14 protein-coding genes and 1 pseudogene are annotated in these 12,334 nt (G+C 76.1%); 9 read left to right on the top strand and 6 right to left on the bottom strand.

Annotated features, from left to right (window positions below):
• The first annotated feature begins 2 nt into the window (after positions 1-2).
• Complete coding sequence (locus AB0E62_RS00850; protein WP_362186010.1) at positions 3-1,157, top strand: betaine/proline/choline family ABC transporter ATP-binding protein; 1,155 nt, start codon at positions 3-5, stop codon at positions 1,155-1,157.
• Between the two features lie 11 nt (positions 1,158-1,168).
• Here AB0E62_RS00850 and AB0E62_RS00845 read toward each other — a convergent pair.
• From AB0E62_RS00845 to AB0E62_RS00835, 3 genes and pseudogenes are all read right to left on the bottom strand, one after another.
• Positions 1,169-2,095, bottom strand: a pseudogene (locus tag AB0E62_RS00845) (ABC transporter substrate-binding protein); the annotation flags it as partial.
• A 29-nt stretch (positions 2,096-2,124) separates the two neighbouring features.
• Positions 2,125-2,799 carry an ABC transporter permease subunit gene (locus tag AB0E62_RS00840; RefSeq protein ID WP_362186007.1) on the bottom strand — a complete coding sequence of 225 codons (675 nt, stop codon included), beginning with the start codon at positions 2,797-2,799 and terminating at the stop codon, positions 2,125-2,127.
• Positions 2,796-3,476 carry an ABC transporter permease gene (locus tag AB0E62_RS00835; RefSeq protein ID WP_362186005.1) on the bottom strand — a complete coding sequence of 227 codons (681 nt, stop codon included), beginning with the start codon at positions 3,474-3,476 and terminating at the stop codon, positions 2,796-2,798. Before AB0E62_RS00835 ends, AB0E62_RS00840 begins: the two co-directional genes overlap by 4 nt.
• A 223-nt stretch (positions 3,477-3,699) precedes the next feature.
• On the opposite strand from AB0E62_RS00835, the gene AB0E62_RS00830 reads away from it, so the two are divergent.
• The 3 genes from AB0E62_RS00830 to AB0E62_RS00820 all read left to right on the top strand — a co-directional run bounded on the left by AB0E62_RS00830 (position 3,700) and on the right by AB0E62_RS00820 (position 7,004).
• Positions 3,700-4,557 carry a MoxR family ATPase gene (locus AB0E62_RS00830; RefSeq protein ID WP_362186002.1) on the top strand — a complete coding sequence of 286 codons (858 nt, stop codon included), beginning with the start codon at positions 3,700-3,702 and terminating at the stop codon, positions 4,555-4,557.
• Positions 4,554-5,918 carry a VWA domain-containing protein gene (locus AB0E62_RS00825; RefSeq protein WP_362185999.1) on the top strand — a complete coding sequence of 455 codons (1,365 nt, stop codon included), beginning with the start codon at positions 4,554-4,556 and terminating at the stop codon, positions 5,916-5,918. The genes AB0E62_RS00830 and AB0E62_RS00825 overlap by 4 nt, the downstream gene beginning before the upstream one ends.
• Positions 5,919-6,026: 108 nt before the next feature.
• On the top strand, positions 6,027-7,004 hold the full coding sequence (locus AB0E62_RS00820) for a pyridoxal-phosphate dependent enzyme (protein ID WP_362185996.1): 978 nt from the start codon (positions 6,027-6,029) through the stop codon (positions 7,002-7,004).
• A 15-nt stretch (positions 7,005-7,019) separates the two neighbouring features.
• Here AB0E62_RS00820 and AB0E62_RS00815 read toward each other — a convergent pair whose 3' ends face one another.
• A complete protein-coding gene (locus tag AB0E62_RS00815; RefSeq protein WP_362185993.1) occupies positions 7,020-7,394 on the bottom strand; it encodes a cupin domain-containing protein in 375 nt (124 codons plus the stop codon).
• Between the two features lie 283 nt (positions 7,395-7,677).
• Between AB0E62_RS00815 and AB0E62_RS00810 the strand changes: the two genes are divergently transcribed.
• The 4 genes from AB0E62_RS00810 (at position 7,678) to AB0E62_RS00795 (ending at position 9,836) form a co-directional block, all read left to right on the top strand.
• Positions 7,678-8,121 carry a hypothetical protein gene (locus tag AB0E62_RS00810; protein ID WP_362185990.1) on the top strand — a complete coding sequence of 148 codons (444 nt, stop codon included), beginning with the start codon at positions 7,678-7,680 and terminating at the stop codon, positions 8,119-8,121.
• 67 nt (positions 8,122-8,188) lie between these two features.
• Entirely contained in the window at positions 8,189-8,866 is a 678-nt protein-coding gene (locus tag AB0E62_RS00805; protein WP_362185987.1) for a SigE family RNA polymerase sigma factor, read from the top strand.
• Positions 8,863-9,294, top strand: coding sequence for a hypothetical protein (locus AB0E62_RS00800; protein WP_362185984.1), 432 nt, complete (start codon positions 8,863-8,865; stop codon positions 9,292-9,294). Before AB0E62_RS00805 ends, AB0E62_RS00800 begins: the two co-directional genes overlap by 4 nt.
• A gap of 32 nt (positions 9,295-9,326) precedes the next feature.
• Positions 9,327-9,836 (top strand): hypothetical protein, encoded by a 510-nt coding sequence (locus tag AB0E62_RS00795; protein WP_362185981.1) that lies wholly within the window; start codon positions 9,327-9,329, stop codon positions 9,834-9,836.
• Positions 9,837-9,866: 30 nt separating this feature from the next.
• Here AB0E62_RS00795 and AB0E62_RS00790 read toward each other — a convergent pair whose 3' ends face one another.
• On the bottom strand, positions 9,867-10,826 hold the full coding sequence (locus tag AB0E62_RS00790) for an AraC family transcriptional regulator (RefSeq protein WP_362185978.1): 960 nt from the start codon (positions 10,824-10,826) through the stop codon (positions 9,867-9,869).
• Positions 10,827-10,906: 80 nt separating this feature from the next.
• On the opposite strand from AB0E62_RS00790, the gene AB0E62_RS00785 reads away from it, so the two are divergent.
• Positions 10,907-11,746, top strand: a complete 840-nt coding sequence (locus AB0E62_RS00785) for an NAD(P)H-binding protein (protein ID WP_362185975.1) — start codon at positions 10,907-10,909, stop codon at positions 11,744-11,746.
• A 72-nt stretch (positions 11,747-11,818) separates the two neighbouring features.
• On the opposite strand, the gene AB0E62_RS00780 is transcribed toward AB0E62_RS00785, so the two are convergent.
• Positions 11,819-12,250, bottom strand: coding sequence for a MarR family transcriptional regulator (locus AB0E62_RS00780; protein WP_362185972.1), 432 nt, complete (start codon positions 12,248-12,250; stop codon positions 11,819-11,821).
• Between the last annotated feature and the right edge of the window lie 84 nt (positions 12,251-12,334).

Raw genomic sequence — 12,334 nt, 5'->3', positions numbered from 1 at the left:
GAATGATCCGGTTCGAGCAGGTCACCAAGCGGTATCCGGACGGGACGACGGCCGTGGACGGCCTCTCCTTCGAGGTGGCCGAGGGCGAACTGGTGACCCTCGTGGGGCCGTCCGGGTGCGGCAAGACGACCACCATGATGATGGTGAACCGGCTCATCGAGCCGACCTCGGGCCGGATCCTCGTCGAGGGCCGGGACATCGCGTCCGTCGACCCGGTACGGCTGCGCCGCCGCATCGGGTACGTCATCCAGCAGGTGGGCCTCTTCCCGCACCGCACCGTCCTGGACAACACCGCGACCGTGCCCGCGCTGCTCGGCTGGAAACGGGCGCGGGCCCGGGCCCGGGCGGCCGAGCTGCTGGACCTGGTGGGCCTGGACCCGAAGATGTACGGGCCGCGCTACCCCCACCAGCTGTCCGGCGGGCAGCGGCAGCGGGTCGGCGTGGCCCGCGCGCTGGCCGCCGACCCGCCGGTGCTGCTGATGGACGAGCCGTTCGGCGCGGTCGACCCGGTGGTGCGCGAGCAGTTGCAGGACGAGTTCCTGCGCATGCGGTCCGCGGTGCGCAAGACGGTGCTGCTGGTCACGCACGACATCGAGGAGGCGGTCCGGCTCGGCGACCGCATCGCCGTGTACGGGCAGGGCCGCATCGAGCAGTTCGACACGCCCGGCGCGGTCCTCGGGGCGCCCGCCACGCCGTACGTCGCCTCCTTCGTGGGCGCCGACCGCGGGCTGAAGCGGCTCTCCGTCACCCCGGTCGAACCGGACGACCTGGAGCAGCCCCCGGTGGCCCGCCCGGCGGAGCCCGCGGCCCGGGCCCGGGAGCGGCTGCGCGCCGAGGGCGCCCGGTGGGCGGTGGTCCTGGACGCGGACGGCGGTCTGCACGGCTGGGTCGGCGCCGGGGAGCTGGCGGCGGGCGGCACGGTCGGGGACCTGGCCCACCGGATGACCGCCTGGGTGCCGGTCGGGGCGCCGCTGAAGCAGGCGTTCGGGGTGATGCTCCAGCACGACGCCGGGTGGGTGGCCGTGCTGGACGGGGCGCGGTTCCTCGGCGTGCTGACCCCGGCGAAGCTGCACGAGGCGCTGCGCCGCTCGGTGGACGCGGACGCGCGCGGGGTGGCGCGGGGACAGGTGCCGTTCGACTCGGTGGCGGACGCCTGAGCGGGCCGGTCCACCAGCCCCTTGTCCTCCAGATAGGCGCGGGCCACGTCGGCGGGCAGCCGGCGCGCGCTGTCGACCTGCCGGTTCATGGCGGCGAGGTCGGCGGTGGTGAGTACGGCGTCGAGCCGGCCGAGGGTCTTCGCCACCCGTGCGCCGCCCGCGCGGGCGCGGTTGACGACCGGGACGACGTGGTCGGCGTTCTGCAGCCGTCTGTCGTCGGCGAGCAGGACCAGGCCGAAGGCGTCGAGGGTGGCGTCGGTCGTCGTGGTCAGCACCAGTTGGTCCCGGCCCTGCTGCACGGCCCGTTTGGCCTGGGTGGTGCCGACGCCCTTGGGGTCGATACCGGTGATGTGGATGCCGTAGACCTTCCGCAGGCCCGGGGCGCAGTAGGGCCGCCGTACGCACTCGTCGCCCGCGGCGAGCCGTACCGGAAGCTTCCTGGCTCCGAGGTCGCCGAGGGTCTTCAGGCGGTGCCGGCGGGCGTAGGCGGCGCTCACCGCGAAGGCGTTCTGGTCGACGGCGCGGCCCGGTGCGAGGACGGTCAGGCCGCGGGGCGCGGCGAGGGCGCGCAGGGCCCTCATCGTGGCGCCGAGGTCGGGCGAGCCCACCGGGGCCGCGTCGGGCCCGTGCGTCTTGGCGTTCAGCCAGTCGGCGAAGGTGGCCGCGTACTCGGGTACGACGTCGATCCGGCCGGATTCCAGGGCCGGTTCGTACAGTTCCCGGTTGGCGACGGTGAGGAGGGAGGTCCGGTATCCGGCGTCGCCGAGCAGCCGGGCGTACAGCTGGGCGAGCAGGTCGCTCTCGGTGAAGCCGGCCGAGCCGATGGTCAGACGGCGGCTGTCCCCGGGCGCGGCGGTGACCCGGCCGCGGTCCTCCAGGGCCGGGCCGGTGGCGCAGGAGCCGAGCAGGAGCAACGCGGCGGCCGCGCGGGCGAGCACGGTGAGCGGTGAGGGTGTCCGCCGGCCTCTCACGGGCGGCCGCCCCTCGTCCGGACCGGCGCCAGGCGCTCGGCGAGGGCGAAGACGGCCTCCACCAGGAGGGCGAAGACGGCGACGAGGAACGCGCCCGCGACCACCTGGGGCGTACTGGCCAGGTTGAAGCCGGCCGTGATGATCCGGCCGAGGCCGCCGCCGCCCGCGAGCGCGGCGATGGTCGCGGTGGCGACGAGCTGCACCGCGGCGAGCCGGACCCCGCTCAGCAGCAGCGGGAGCGCGAGGGGCAGTTCCACGCGGAACAGGAGCTGGCGGCCGGTCATCCCCATGCCCCGGGCGGCCTGGACGACACCGCGGTCGACCTCGCGCATGCCGACGTAGGCGTTGGTGAGCAGCGGCGGCACGGCGAACAGGACGAGGGCGGCCACGGTGGGCCCCTCGCTCCAGCGTCCGACCGGGGTGAGCAGCAGCAGGACCAGGACGGCGAAGGTGGGCACGGCCCGGCCGGCGTTGGCGAGGTTGACGGCGAGCGCGCCGCCCCTGCCGAGGTGGCCGAGGACCAGCGCGACGGGCAGGGCGACGGCACAGCTCAGCAGGAGGCAGACGACGGTGAGCGCCAGGTGCTGGAGCAGCCGGTGCCGGATGCCGTCCTCGCCCGGCCAGTGCGCGGGGTCGGTGAGCCAGTCCCAGGCGGCGGCGAGGGTGCTCACGCGCGCGCTGCCCTGGTCCAGGGGGTGAGCAGCCGCTGCACGCCCAGCAGGAGCAGGTCGGCGGCGACGGCGATCAGCACGCACAGCACGGACGCGGTGAGCACCTGAGCTTTGAAGTAGCTGTTCATGCCCGCGTAGATGAGGTTGCCGAGGCCGCCGTAGCCGACGATCGCGCCGACCGTCGCCAGGGAGACCGCCGAGACGGTGGCGATGCGCAGGCCCGCCATCGCGGCGGGCAGCGCGAGCGGCAGCTCCACGGCGAACAGCAGGCGGACGGGGCCGTAGCCGAGGCCGCGCGCGGCCTGCCGGGTGTCCTCCGGGACGGCGCGCAGGCCCGCGAGGATGTTGCGCACGAGCACGGTGAGCGAGTACAGCGCCAGCCCGGCGACGACGAGGGTCGCCGACAGGCCGTACAGGGGCAGGAGGAGGGAGTACATGGCCAGCGAGGGGATGGTGTAGAGGATCGTCGTCACGGCCAGGACCGGGCCGGCCGCCCGGCGCCGGCGGCGGGCCAGCACCGCGAGCGGCACCGCGACGGCCAGTCCGGCCAGCACCGACAGGAAGGTCAGCTGGAGGTGCTGGACGACCGCGTCGAGCAGGAGCTGCCGACGGGTGCTCAGATAGATCCCGCAGACCCACTCGTTGCGCGTCAGGCAGTCGTCGGGGAGCGGTGTCACGGGTCCATTGCAGCGGGCGGGGCGGGCGGGGGCGCGTCGGGGTGGGCTGGATGGGGGGATGGGTGCGTGCTGGGTGGGGGCGGGCCCGTCGGGGGCCCGGTGGAGGCGGCTGATCGTCGTGGACCGTGGCGCGGGAGCTGAACAAGCGCTTAGATAGAAGCCGGAACGTTTCCCTGGGGTCTGCTCCCAGGGCCTGCTGCCGCTGACCCGCCGGAGGCCCCCGTTGTTCACGTCCGTCGACGACGTCTCCGCCCGCCTCGCCGAGGCCGGCTATCTCGCCTCGCCCGCCGTCGCCACGACCGTGTTCCTCGCCGCCCGGCTGGGCAAGCCGCTGCTGGTGGAGGGGCCCGCCGGGGTCGGCAAGACGGAGCTGGCCAAGGCCGTCGCCCAGGTGGCCGGCGCCCGGCTGGTGCGGCTCCAGTGCTACGAGGGCGTGGACGAGTCCCGGGCGCTGTACGAGTGGAACCACGCCAAGCAGCTGCTGCGCATCAGCGCGGGCCGCGACGAGAGCTGGGACGAGACCCGTACCGACATCTTCAGCGAGGAGTTCCTGCTCCCCCGCCCGCTGCTGACCGCCATCCGCGGTGACGAGCCCACGGTGCTGCTCATCGACGAGACCGACAAGGCCGACATCGAGATGGAGGGGCTGCTGCTGGAGGTGCTCAGCGACTTCCAGATCACGGTTCCCGAACTGGGCACGGTCACCGCCACCCGCCGCCCGTTCGTCGTCCTCACCTCCAACGCCGGCCGGGAGCTGTCCGAGGCGCTGCGCCGCCGCTGCCTGTTCCTGCACATCGGGTTCCCGGAGGAGGAGCTGGAGCGGCGGATCGTACGGCTGAAGGTGCCGGGCCTCGGCGCCGCGCTGACCGAGTCGGTGGTGCGGGTGGCCGGGGCGCTGCGCGCGATGGACCTGCGCAAGGCGCCCTCCGTCGCCGAGACCGTCGACTGGGCGCGCACCCTGCTGGCCCTGGGCGCCGGCACCCTGGACGAGGACGTCGTACGGGACACCCTCGGGGTGATCCTCAAGCACCAGGACGACATCCAGAAGGCGGCGGCCAAGCTGGACCTGGACGCGCTGTGACCGCCGTCGCCGACCGGATCGCCGGCCTGGCCGGGGCACTGCGCGCGCACGGGGTGCGGATCGGCACCGCGGAGACGGTGGACGCGGCCCGCGCGGCGGAGGTCCTGGGGCTCTCGGACCGGGAGCTGCTGCGCGAGGGCCTGGCCGCGACGCTGCTGCACGGCCCGGGCCAACGGGCCGTGTTCGACGCGGTCTTCGACCTGTACTTCCCGCGCGGCGTCGGCGGTCCGCACGGCGCTTCCGGGGACCGGGACGACCTGCGCGACCGGCTCGCCGAGGCGCTGGCCGCCGACGACCGGGCGCTGCTGGCCCGGTTGGCGGCCGAGGCGGTCGACGGGCTGGGCGGATACGGGAGTTCCCCCGCCTCGGACGGCTGGTCGGCGTATCAGACCCTCGAACGGCTGCGCCCGCAGACCCTGTTGGCCCGGGTGCGGGCCGACGTCCGAGGCCGGGGCGGCAGCGGGGCGGGCCGTGCGGCCAACTTCGCGGACCGGCTGCTCGACGACGAGATCCGGCGCCGCATCGAGGAGTTCCGGCGGATGGTCGGGGCGGAGGCGCGGCGCCGGGTGGCGGAGCGGCGCGGACGGGACGAGATCGCCCGGCGGGGCGTCAGGCCGGCCGCGGACCGGGTCGACTTCCTGTACGCCGGCCGGGACCAGCTCGCCGAACTGCGCAGGACCGTCCAGCCGCTGGCGCGCAAGCTGGCCACCCGGCTCGCCGCACGCCGCCGCCGGGCCGCGCGCGGCACGATCGACCTGCGCCGCACCCTGCGCTCCTCGCTGTCCACGGGCGGGGTGCCGATGCGGCCGGTGCTGCGCCGGCGCCGCCCGGTCCGCCCCGAACTGGTGCTGCTGTGCGACGTGTCCGGCTCGGTGTCCGGGTTCTCCGACTTCACCATGCTCCTCGTCCAGGCGCTGCACGAGGAGTTCGCCAAGGTGCGCGTGTTCGCCTTCGTCAACCGGCTGGACGAGGTCACCGGCCTGCTCGACCGCGGCCGGGCCGACCCCGACGGACTCGGCGCCCGCATCCGCGCCGAGGCCACGCTCACCGGCTGGCACGGCAGCAGCGACTACGGCATGGCGCTGGGCGAGTTCGCCGAGCGGTACGGCGGCGCGGTCGGCCCGCGCACGACGGTGTTCGTCCTCGGTGACGCCCGGACGAACATGAGCGACCCGAACCTCCCGGCCGTGCGGGACATCGCCCGGCGGGCCCGGCGCGTGCACTGGCTGAACCCCGAGCCCCGCGACCGCTGGGGCACCGGCGACTCGGCGGCGCCCGCCTACGCCGGCCTGGTGGACATGCACGAGTGCCGCACGGCCCGGCAACTCGGCGCGCTGGTCTCCCGGTTGCTGCCGGTGTGAGGCGAGTCGGGGGCGCGCCCGCCGACGGGGTGACGGCGGGCCGCCCAGCATGATCGACTGGTCGCGGCGGCGCCCCCGCCCGCCGGTCACCGACCCGAGGACAGCGCGATGAACCAGCACCCGCCCGTGCCGCTGGGCACCTTCCCCACCCCCGTCGAACCGGCGCCCCGGCTGGCCGCCGCGCTCGGGCTGGACCCGGACGACCTGTGGGTGAAGCGGGACGACCTGACCGGCCTGGGCGGCGGCGGCAACAAGGTCCGCAAACTGGAGTGGACGGTGGGCGCGGCGCTCGCCGAGGGGGCGGACACCCTCGTGACGACCGGTGCCCCGCAGAGCAACCACGCCCGGCTGACCGCCGCCGCGGGCGCCCGGCTGGGGCTGGACGTCGTCCTCGTGCTGCGCGGCTCCCCGGGCGGCTCGCGCTCCGGCAACCTCGCCCTGGACGGACTGTTCGGGGCGCGGCTCGTCTGGGCCGGCGAGGCGGACCGGGCCGGGCTGGACGCGGCGGCCGCCGAGGTGCGCGCGCGGCTGCGGGCCGCCGGCGCCCGTCCGGCGCCGATCCCGTTCGGCGGTTCCAGCGCCCTGGCGGCGAGGGGGTACGCGGTCTGCGGCGCGGAACTGCGCGAGCAGGTCCCCCACCTGCGCACGACGGTGGTCGCGCTCGGCTCGGGCGGCACGATGGCGGGGCTGGTCGCGGCCCTGGGCAGCGGCTCGGTGCTCGGTGTCGACGTGGGCGCGCTGCCCGACCCGGCCGCCGCGGTCGCCGAGTGCGCGGCGCCGCTCACCGACGAGGAGGTCACGCCCGAAGCGCTGCGGGTGCGCCGGGACCAGGTGGGCGCCGGGTACGCGGCCCTGACCGGCCCGGCGTCCGAGGCGCTCCGGCTCGCCGCACGCACCGAGGGCCTGGTCCTGGACCCGGTCTACACGGGCCGGGCCCTGGCCGGCCTGCGCGCGGCCGTCCGGGACGGTGACATCCGCCCGGGCGAGCGGACCGTCTTCCTCCACACCGGCGGCCTGCCGGGCCTGTTCGGCCATCCGGCCGCGGTGGCCTTCGCGGAGGAAGGGGCGGCACCTTTCGGCGCGTGACGCCCGGGCGTCGGTCTATGCCGGCTCGTTCCGCCGCTCCTTCGCGTACTCGTTGGCCATGGTGCCCGCGAAGTCGAGGACCACGACCGGCTCGTCACCGACCACCCAGGCGTCGTGGCCGGGTGTGCACACGAAGACGTCGCCCGGGCCGACCTCGCCCTCCGCGCCGTCGTCCATCCGGATGCGCAGCCGCCCGCGCACCACGTAGCCGTTGTGGTGGACCATGCAGCTTCCGGTCTCCGCGATCGGTGCCACGGACTCCGACCAGCGCCAGCCCGGTTCGAAGGTGCCCACCGCGAAGTCCAGTCCGGTCAGGTGGAGCGCTTCGAGGTGGCCGCGGGGGAAGTCGCGCCGTTCGTCCGGCTCGCCGACCGTCCTCACTTCCAGCATGACGGTGTCCTCCCTTCCGGCCGCTCACCGCGGCCGGGGCCGGCCTCCGTCCCCCGGCGGCCTCGGACGGCACCGGCGCTGCGGCGGCGGCCGTACCCCATGGGACCATCGTCGGCCCCGCGCCCCCGTCCCGCCAACCAGGCGGGGGGACGGCGGCACCGAGCCGTGCCCGCCGCGGAAAATTCGTCGGCCACGACCTGCAACCCCGCCCGGGGTCGGACGTCTGTCGGGGTGGAGGCCTCCACTTCGACCACATGTCCGACCCGAGCGACCGAAGGAACACATGTCCGCACACCGTGCCCCGCGCCCGAACCGTACGCACCGGCTGCGCGCCGTCCTGGGGCTCTCCGCCGCAGGCGCGGCCCTGACCGTCGCCGGCACCATGACCGCGCAGGCGGCCCAGGACGGCGACCCCGCCCCGGCACCCCACCGGTCGGCCACTCCGTCCCCGGTGCCGTCGTCCCCCACCGCGACCCCCTCCCCCGTACCGCCCACGCCCGTCCCGTCCGTGCCGCCCACGGCCGTTCCCTCCCTGCCGCCCACGGCCGTCCCGTCCCTGCCGCCCACGGCAGTTCCCTCGCCCGTGCCGGCCACGGCGACCCCCTCGCCCGCCCCCGTGCCGCCGACGGCGACCCCCTCCCCGGCTCCGGGGTCGGCCCGTCCGGCACCCGCACCGCGCCCCCACCACCGCCCGGCCACTCCGGCGCCGGTTCCGCAGCAGCACTGAGGCGGGTCCGGTGCGGGGAGCCGTCGCGCGGCGGCTCCCCGCACCGGAATCCCGCACCGGGAGATCCATGACGACAGCGACACCACCGGCCACGGTCCTGCCCTGGGAACGCGCCGGCACCCCGAAGCCCTCCGCGTCCTGGCCGCGGCGGTTCGCCCACGCGGTACGGGCCCGCGTCCTCGCCCGGGTCCGCACGGGTACGGCACCGGCCGCGGCCCGTGCCGGCGCCGCCCCGGCCCGCGCCGTCGCGGCCGGGTCCCCGCCGGGGATCGAGGAGTTGTACCACCACCGCCGGCTGTCCCTGGTGCGCCTCGCGGTGCTGCTGGTGGACGATGTGCCCACCGCCGAGGACGTCGTGCAGGACGCGTTCACCGCGCTGTTCCGGCGGCACGGCCACCGGCTGTCCGCGCTGGACGACCCGGAGGCGTATCTGCGGACCAGCGTCGTCAACGCGGCCCGCTCCGTGCTGCGCCGCCGCAGGACCGTACGGGCGCACGTTCCCGCGCCCGAGGGGCACGCGCCCGCCCCGGAGGAGGACGTGCTGCTGCACGAGGACCACCGGGAGGTGCTGGCGGCGCTGCGCACGCTGACCCGGCGGCAGCGGGAGGTACTGGTGCTGCGCTACTGGTCGCATCTGACCGAGGCCGAGATCGCGGCGACGCTCGGCCTGTCGCGCGGTGCCGTCAAGTCCACGGCCAGCAGGGCCCTGGACGCTCTGGGGCGTCGGCTGGAGGGGTTGCGATGAACGAGTCCGGTACATCCGGGTACGTCCGGCACGAGGGCGGGGCGACGCCGGTGGAGGAGCGCCTGCGGGCCGCGCTGGCCGCGCGGGCGCACGCCGTCGGCCCGGCCGACCTGCGGCCGCTGGCCCCGCCCGCCGGCCCGGTGCGGTCGCGGCGCACGCCGGTGCGCCGGGCGGTGGTGGGCGCGCTGGTCCTGGCCGCCGTGGCGGCGCTGGTCTTCCTCACCCCGGCGTTCCTCACGGCACGCGACGAGCACCCGGCCCCGGTCCCTCCGGCGCACTCCCCGCACCCGCCGACCGGCACCCCGTCCCCGACTCCGTCCCCGTCCTCACCTCCGTCCTCGCCCCCGAGCGCGACCCCGTCGAACCCGTCCCCTGTCACGCCCGTCCCGGGGACGACGCACCCCGAGCCCAGGCATCCCCTAGGGTGACCGGGACGGGGAATCCGACAGGGGGAATTCGTATGCGTCTCGTGGTGCGCCGGGCCGTCCCGGGACCGGTCTTCGGAGGGCTGCTCGGGGCCGCGCTGGCATCGGTGGTGTGCCTGGGCCTGACGGCATGCACGTCCGGCCGGGGCACCGCGCCGGAGCGCACGGCGGCGGCATCTCGCCCCGCGGGCGTGGACGCCGTTCATGAGCGCAAGCTCACCGCGCAGGCGCGGGCGGCGCTCGACGCCGTCGCCGGACAGGACGGTTCCCTGGTGGAGTCGGGAGTGGAACGCGTCGTGGACGGGGTGCACACCCAGCCGCTGCTGTCCACCGGGCGCCCTTACCGGTTGGCGGTGGCCTGTGCCGGCGAGGGAACGGCGGAGATCGTCTTCTCCCCGGGCGGGGCGGCGGCGAAGCGGGCCGTCCCCTGCGACCGTTCCGTGGTCTCCGAGCGCTTCTCGGGCGACGAGGCCCTGCGCATCGACGTCCGGGCCGGCAGCCGGGCGAGCGGGATGATCGCCTGGCGGATCGACGCCGGACGGTGACGCCCGGCGGACGGCCCGGCCGCGTTCCCTTCATCCGGCGTCGTCCGTGAGTGCTTTGGCGCGGTGTCCGGTCGGAGTGACACCGCGCAGGCGTTTGAAGGCGGTGCTGAGCGCGAAGGTGTCGGCGTAACCGACCTTCCGGGCGATCGAGCCGACCGTGGCGTCCGTCTCGCGCAGCAGGTCGGCCGCCAGGTCGACGCGCCAGGAGGCGAGGTAGGCCATCGGCGGCACGCCGACCCGCGCGGTGAAGCGGCGGGCGAGGGCGGCCCGGGACAGTCCCGTCTCCGCCGCCAGGGCCGCCACGGTCCAGGGGCGGGCGGGTTCCTCGTGGAGCAGTTCCAGCGCGCGGCCCACCGCCGGGTCGTCCAGGGCGCGGTACCAGGGCGGCGCGTGCGCGGCGGACCGGTCGAACCAGCTCCGCAGCGTGGACAGGAGCAGCAGGTCCAGCAGCCGGTCGCGCATCACCCGCTGCCCGGGTCTGTCCCCGCCGGCCTCCTCGGCCACCAGGTCCCGCAGTTCACGGTGGCATGCGGCGTCGGGGACCACCAGCACCTCGGGCAGCGCGTGCAGCAGCCGCTCGCTGATCTCGCCGCGGCCGGTGTACGCCCCGCTGAGGAGGACGGCCGAGTCGTCGGCCCCGCCGCCGCCCGTACCGCTGACGTCGCCGGCCCCGTCCTCGCCGGTCTCCCCCGCGCAGCCGCCCCGCAGGCAGTAGTCGGCGCTGTCGATCACGGTCCGCGGGGGCGGCGTGGCCGGATCGTCCGCGACCGTGTACGGCGCCCGGCCCCGGATGACCGCGATGTCTCCCGTCCGGACCGGCACCGGTTCGCCGTCGGCGGGGACGATCCAGGCGCGGCCCCGCACCATGGTCGCCAGCGTCAGCGGCGCGCCGGCGGCGAAGCGCAGGGACCACGGCCGGCCGATGGCGGTGCGCCGGACCAGGGCGCCCCGGGCCCGCACACCGTCCAGCAGTTCGGAGAGCACATCCATCCCCGCAGCGTAGACGCGCGGACATCGGAGCGAGCCTCTCGGCCATGGGCCGTCTTCCGCGCGGGGGATTGACTGCTCGTATGACTGAGCATCCTTTTCTGGTCACCGGCGGCACGGGCACGACCGGCGGCCGGGTCGTGTCCCTGCTGCGCGCGCAGGGGGCCCCGGTGCGGGTGGCGTCGCGCCACGGCGAACCGCGGTTCGACTGGCTGGACCGCACCACCTGGGACCGCGCGCTGGACGGCGTGCGGGCGGTGTACCTCGTCCCCCTCGACGGGCACCTCCTCACCCGCCCCTTCGTCGAGCGTGCCGTCCGGCTCGGGGTGGAACGCGTCGTGCTGCTGTCGGGGCGCGGCGTGGACGTGCCGGGATACTCCGGCGAGGCCAACAGCGCGGGCGCCACCCACGTGGACGGGGAGAGCGCCGTGCGGGACAGCGGTGTCGCGTGGACGATCCTGCGGCCCGCCTGGTTCGCGCAGAACTTCAGCGAGGGCGTCTTCCGGGACGCCGTCCTCGCCGGTGAGCTGAGGCTGCCGGCGGGGGACGGCGCCGTGTCCTTCGTCGACGCCGAGGACATCGCCGCGGTCGCGGTGGCGGCCCTCACCGAGGACGGCCACGCGGGGCGGACCTACGAGCTCTCCGGGCCCCGGGCGCTGACCCTCACCGAGGCCGTCGCCGAGATCGCCGCGGCGACCGGCCGTGCCGTGCGCTACGTCCCGGTGCCCCCCGGGGAGTTCGTGGCCGGACTCACCGCGCGGGGCTGGCCGGCCGCCGCGGCGGAGGACTACGCGGAGGCGGTGAGCCCGATCCGGCGCGGCCTGGACGAGCACCTCTCCGACGGGGTCCGGCGGGCCCTCGGCCGCCGGCCGCGCGACTTCACCGACTACGTACGGGCGTCCGTCAGCGCGTGGCGCGCCTGAGCGGGGCCCTGGAGGGGCGCGGGGAGGTCCGCCCCCGCGCACGGGCGCGCCGCCCGGCGCCCGGCGGGCCCCTCACCCCGTGTTCTGCCGGATGCGGGCCAGCAGCGCCCGCAACTGCGCGCGCTCGGCCGCGTCCAGCGTCGCCGTGGCCTCGGCGAGGGCGAGGCGGTCGGTCTCCTCCGCCTCGCGGTGACAGCGCAGCCCGTCCTCGGTGAGGCGCAGCAGGAACGCGCGCCGGTCCGTGGGGTGCCGTACCCGCTCCACCAGGCCGTCGCGTTCCAGGCTGTCCACGATCGTGGTGGTGGTGCGGGCCGCGATCCCGGCCAGTTCGCCGAGGTCCCGCATCCGCAGCGGTTCCGGTGCCCGGGCCAGCATGCGCAGGGCGCGCAGCCGGGCCACCGACGCCCCCTTCTCCCGCAACCGGGCCTCCACGAACTGCCGTAGCCGGTTGGTCGTCTCGAACAGTTCGTCGATGAGGATGTCGCTGCTGCCGTGCACTGCCATGGCGCCCAGTCTCTCCTGTTCCGCGCGGCCGGGGCCATCGAGCCCCGGCCCGCCCCATGACGGCCCGTCAGGACCTGTCCCGTG

It is taken from the genome of Streptomyces sp. NPDC038707 (assembly GCF_040636485.1).
Classification (GTDB): domain Bacteria; phylum Actinomycetota; class Actinomycetes; order Streptomycetales; family Streptomycetaceae; genus Streptomyces.
This window is presented reverse-complemented; position numbering and strand designations above follow the sequence as displayed.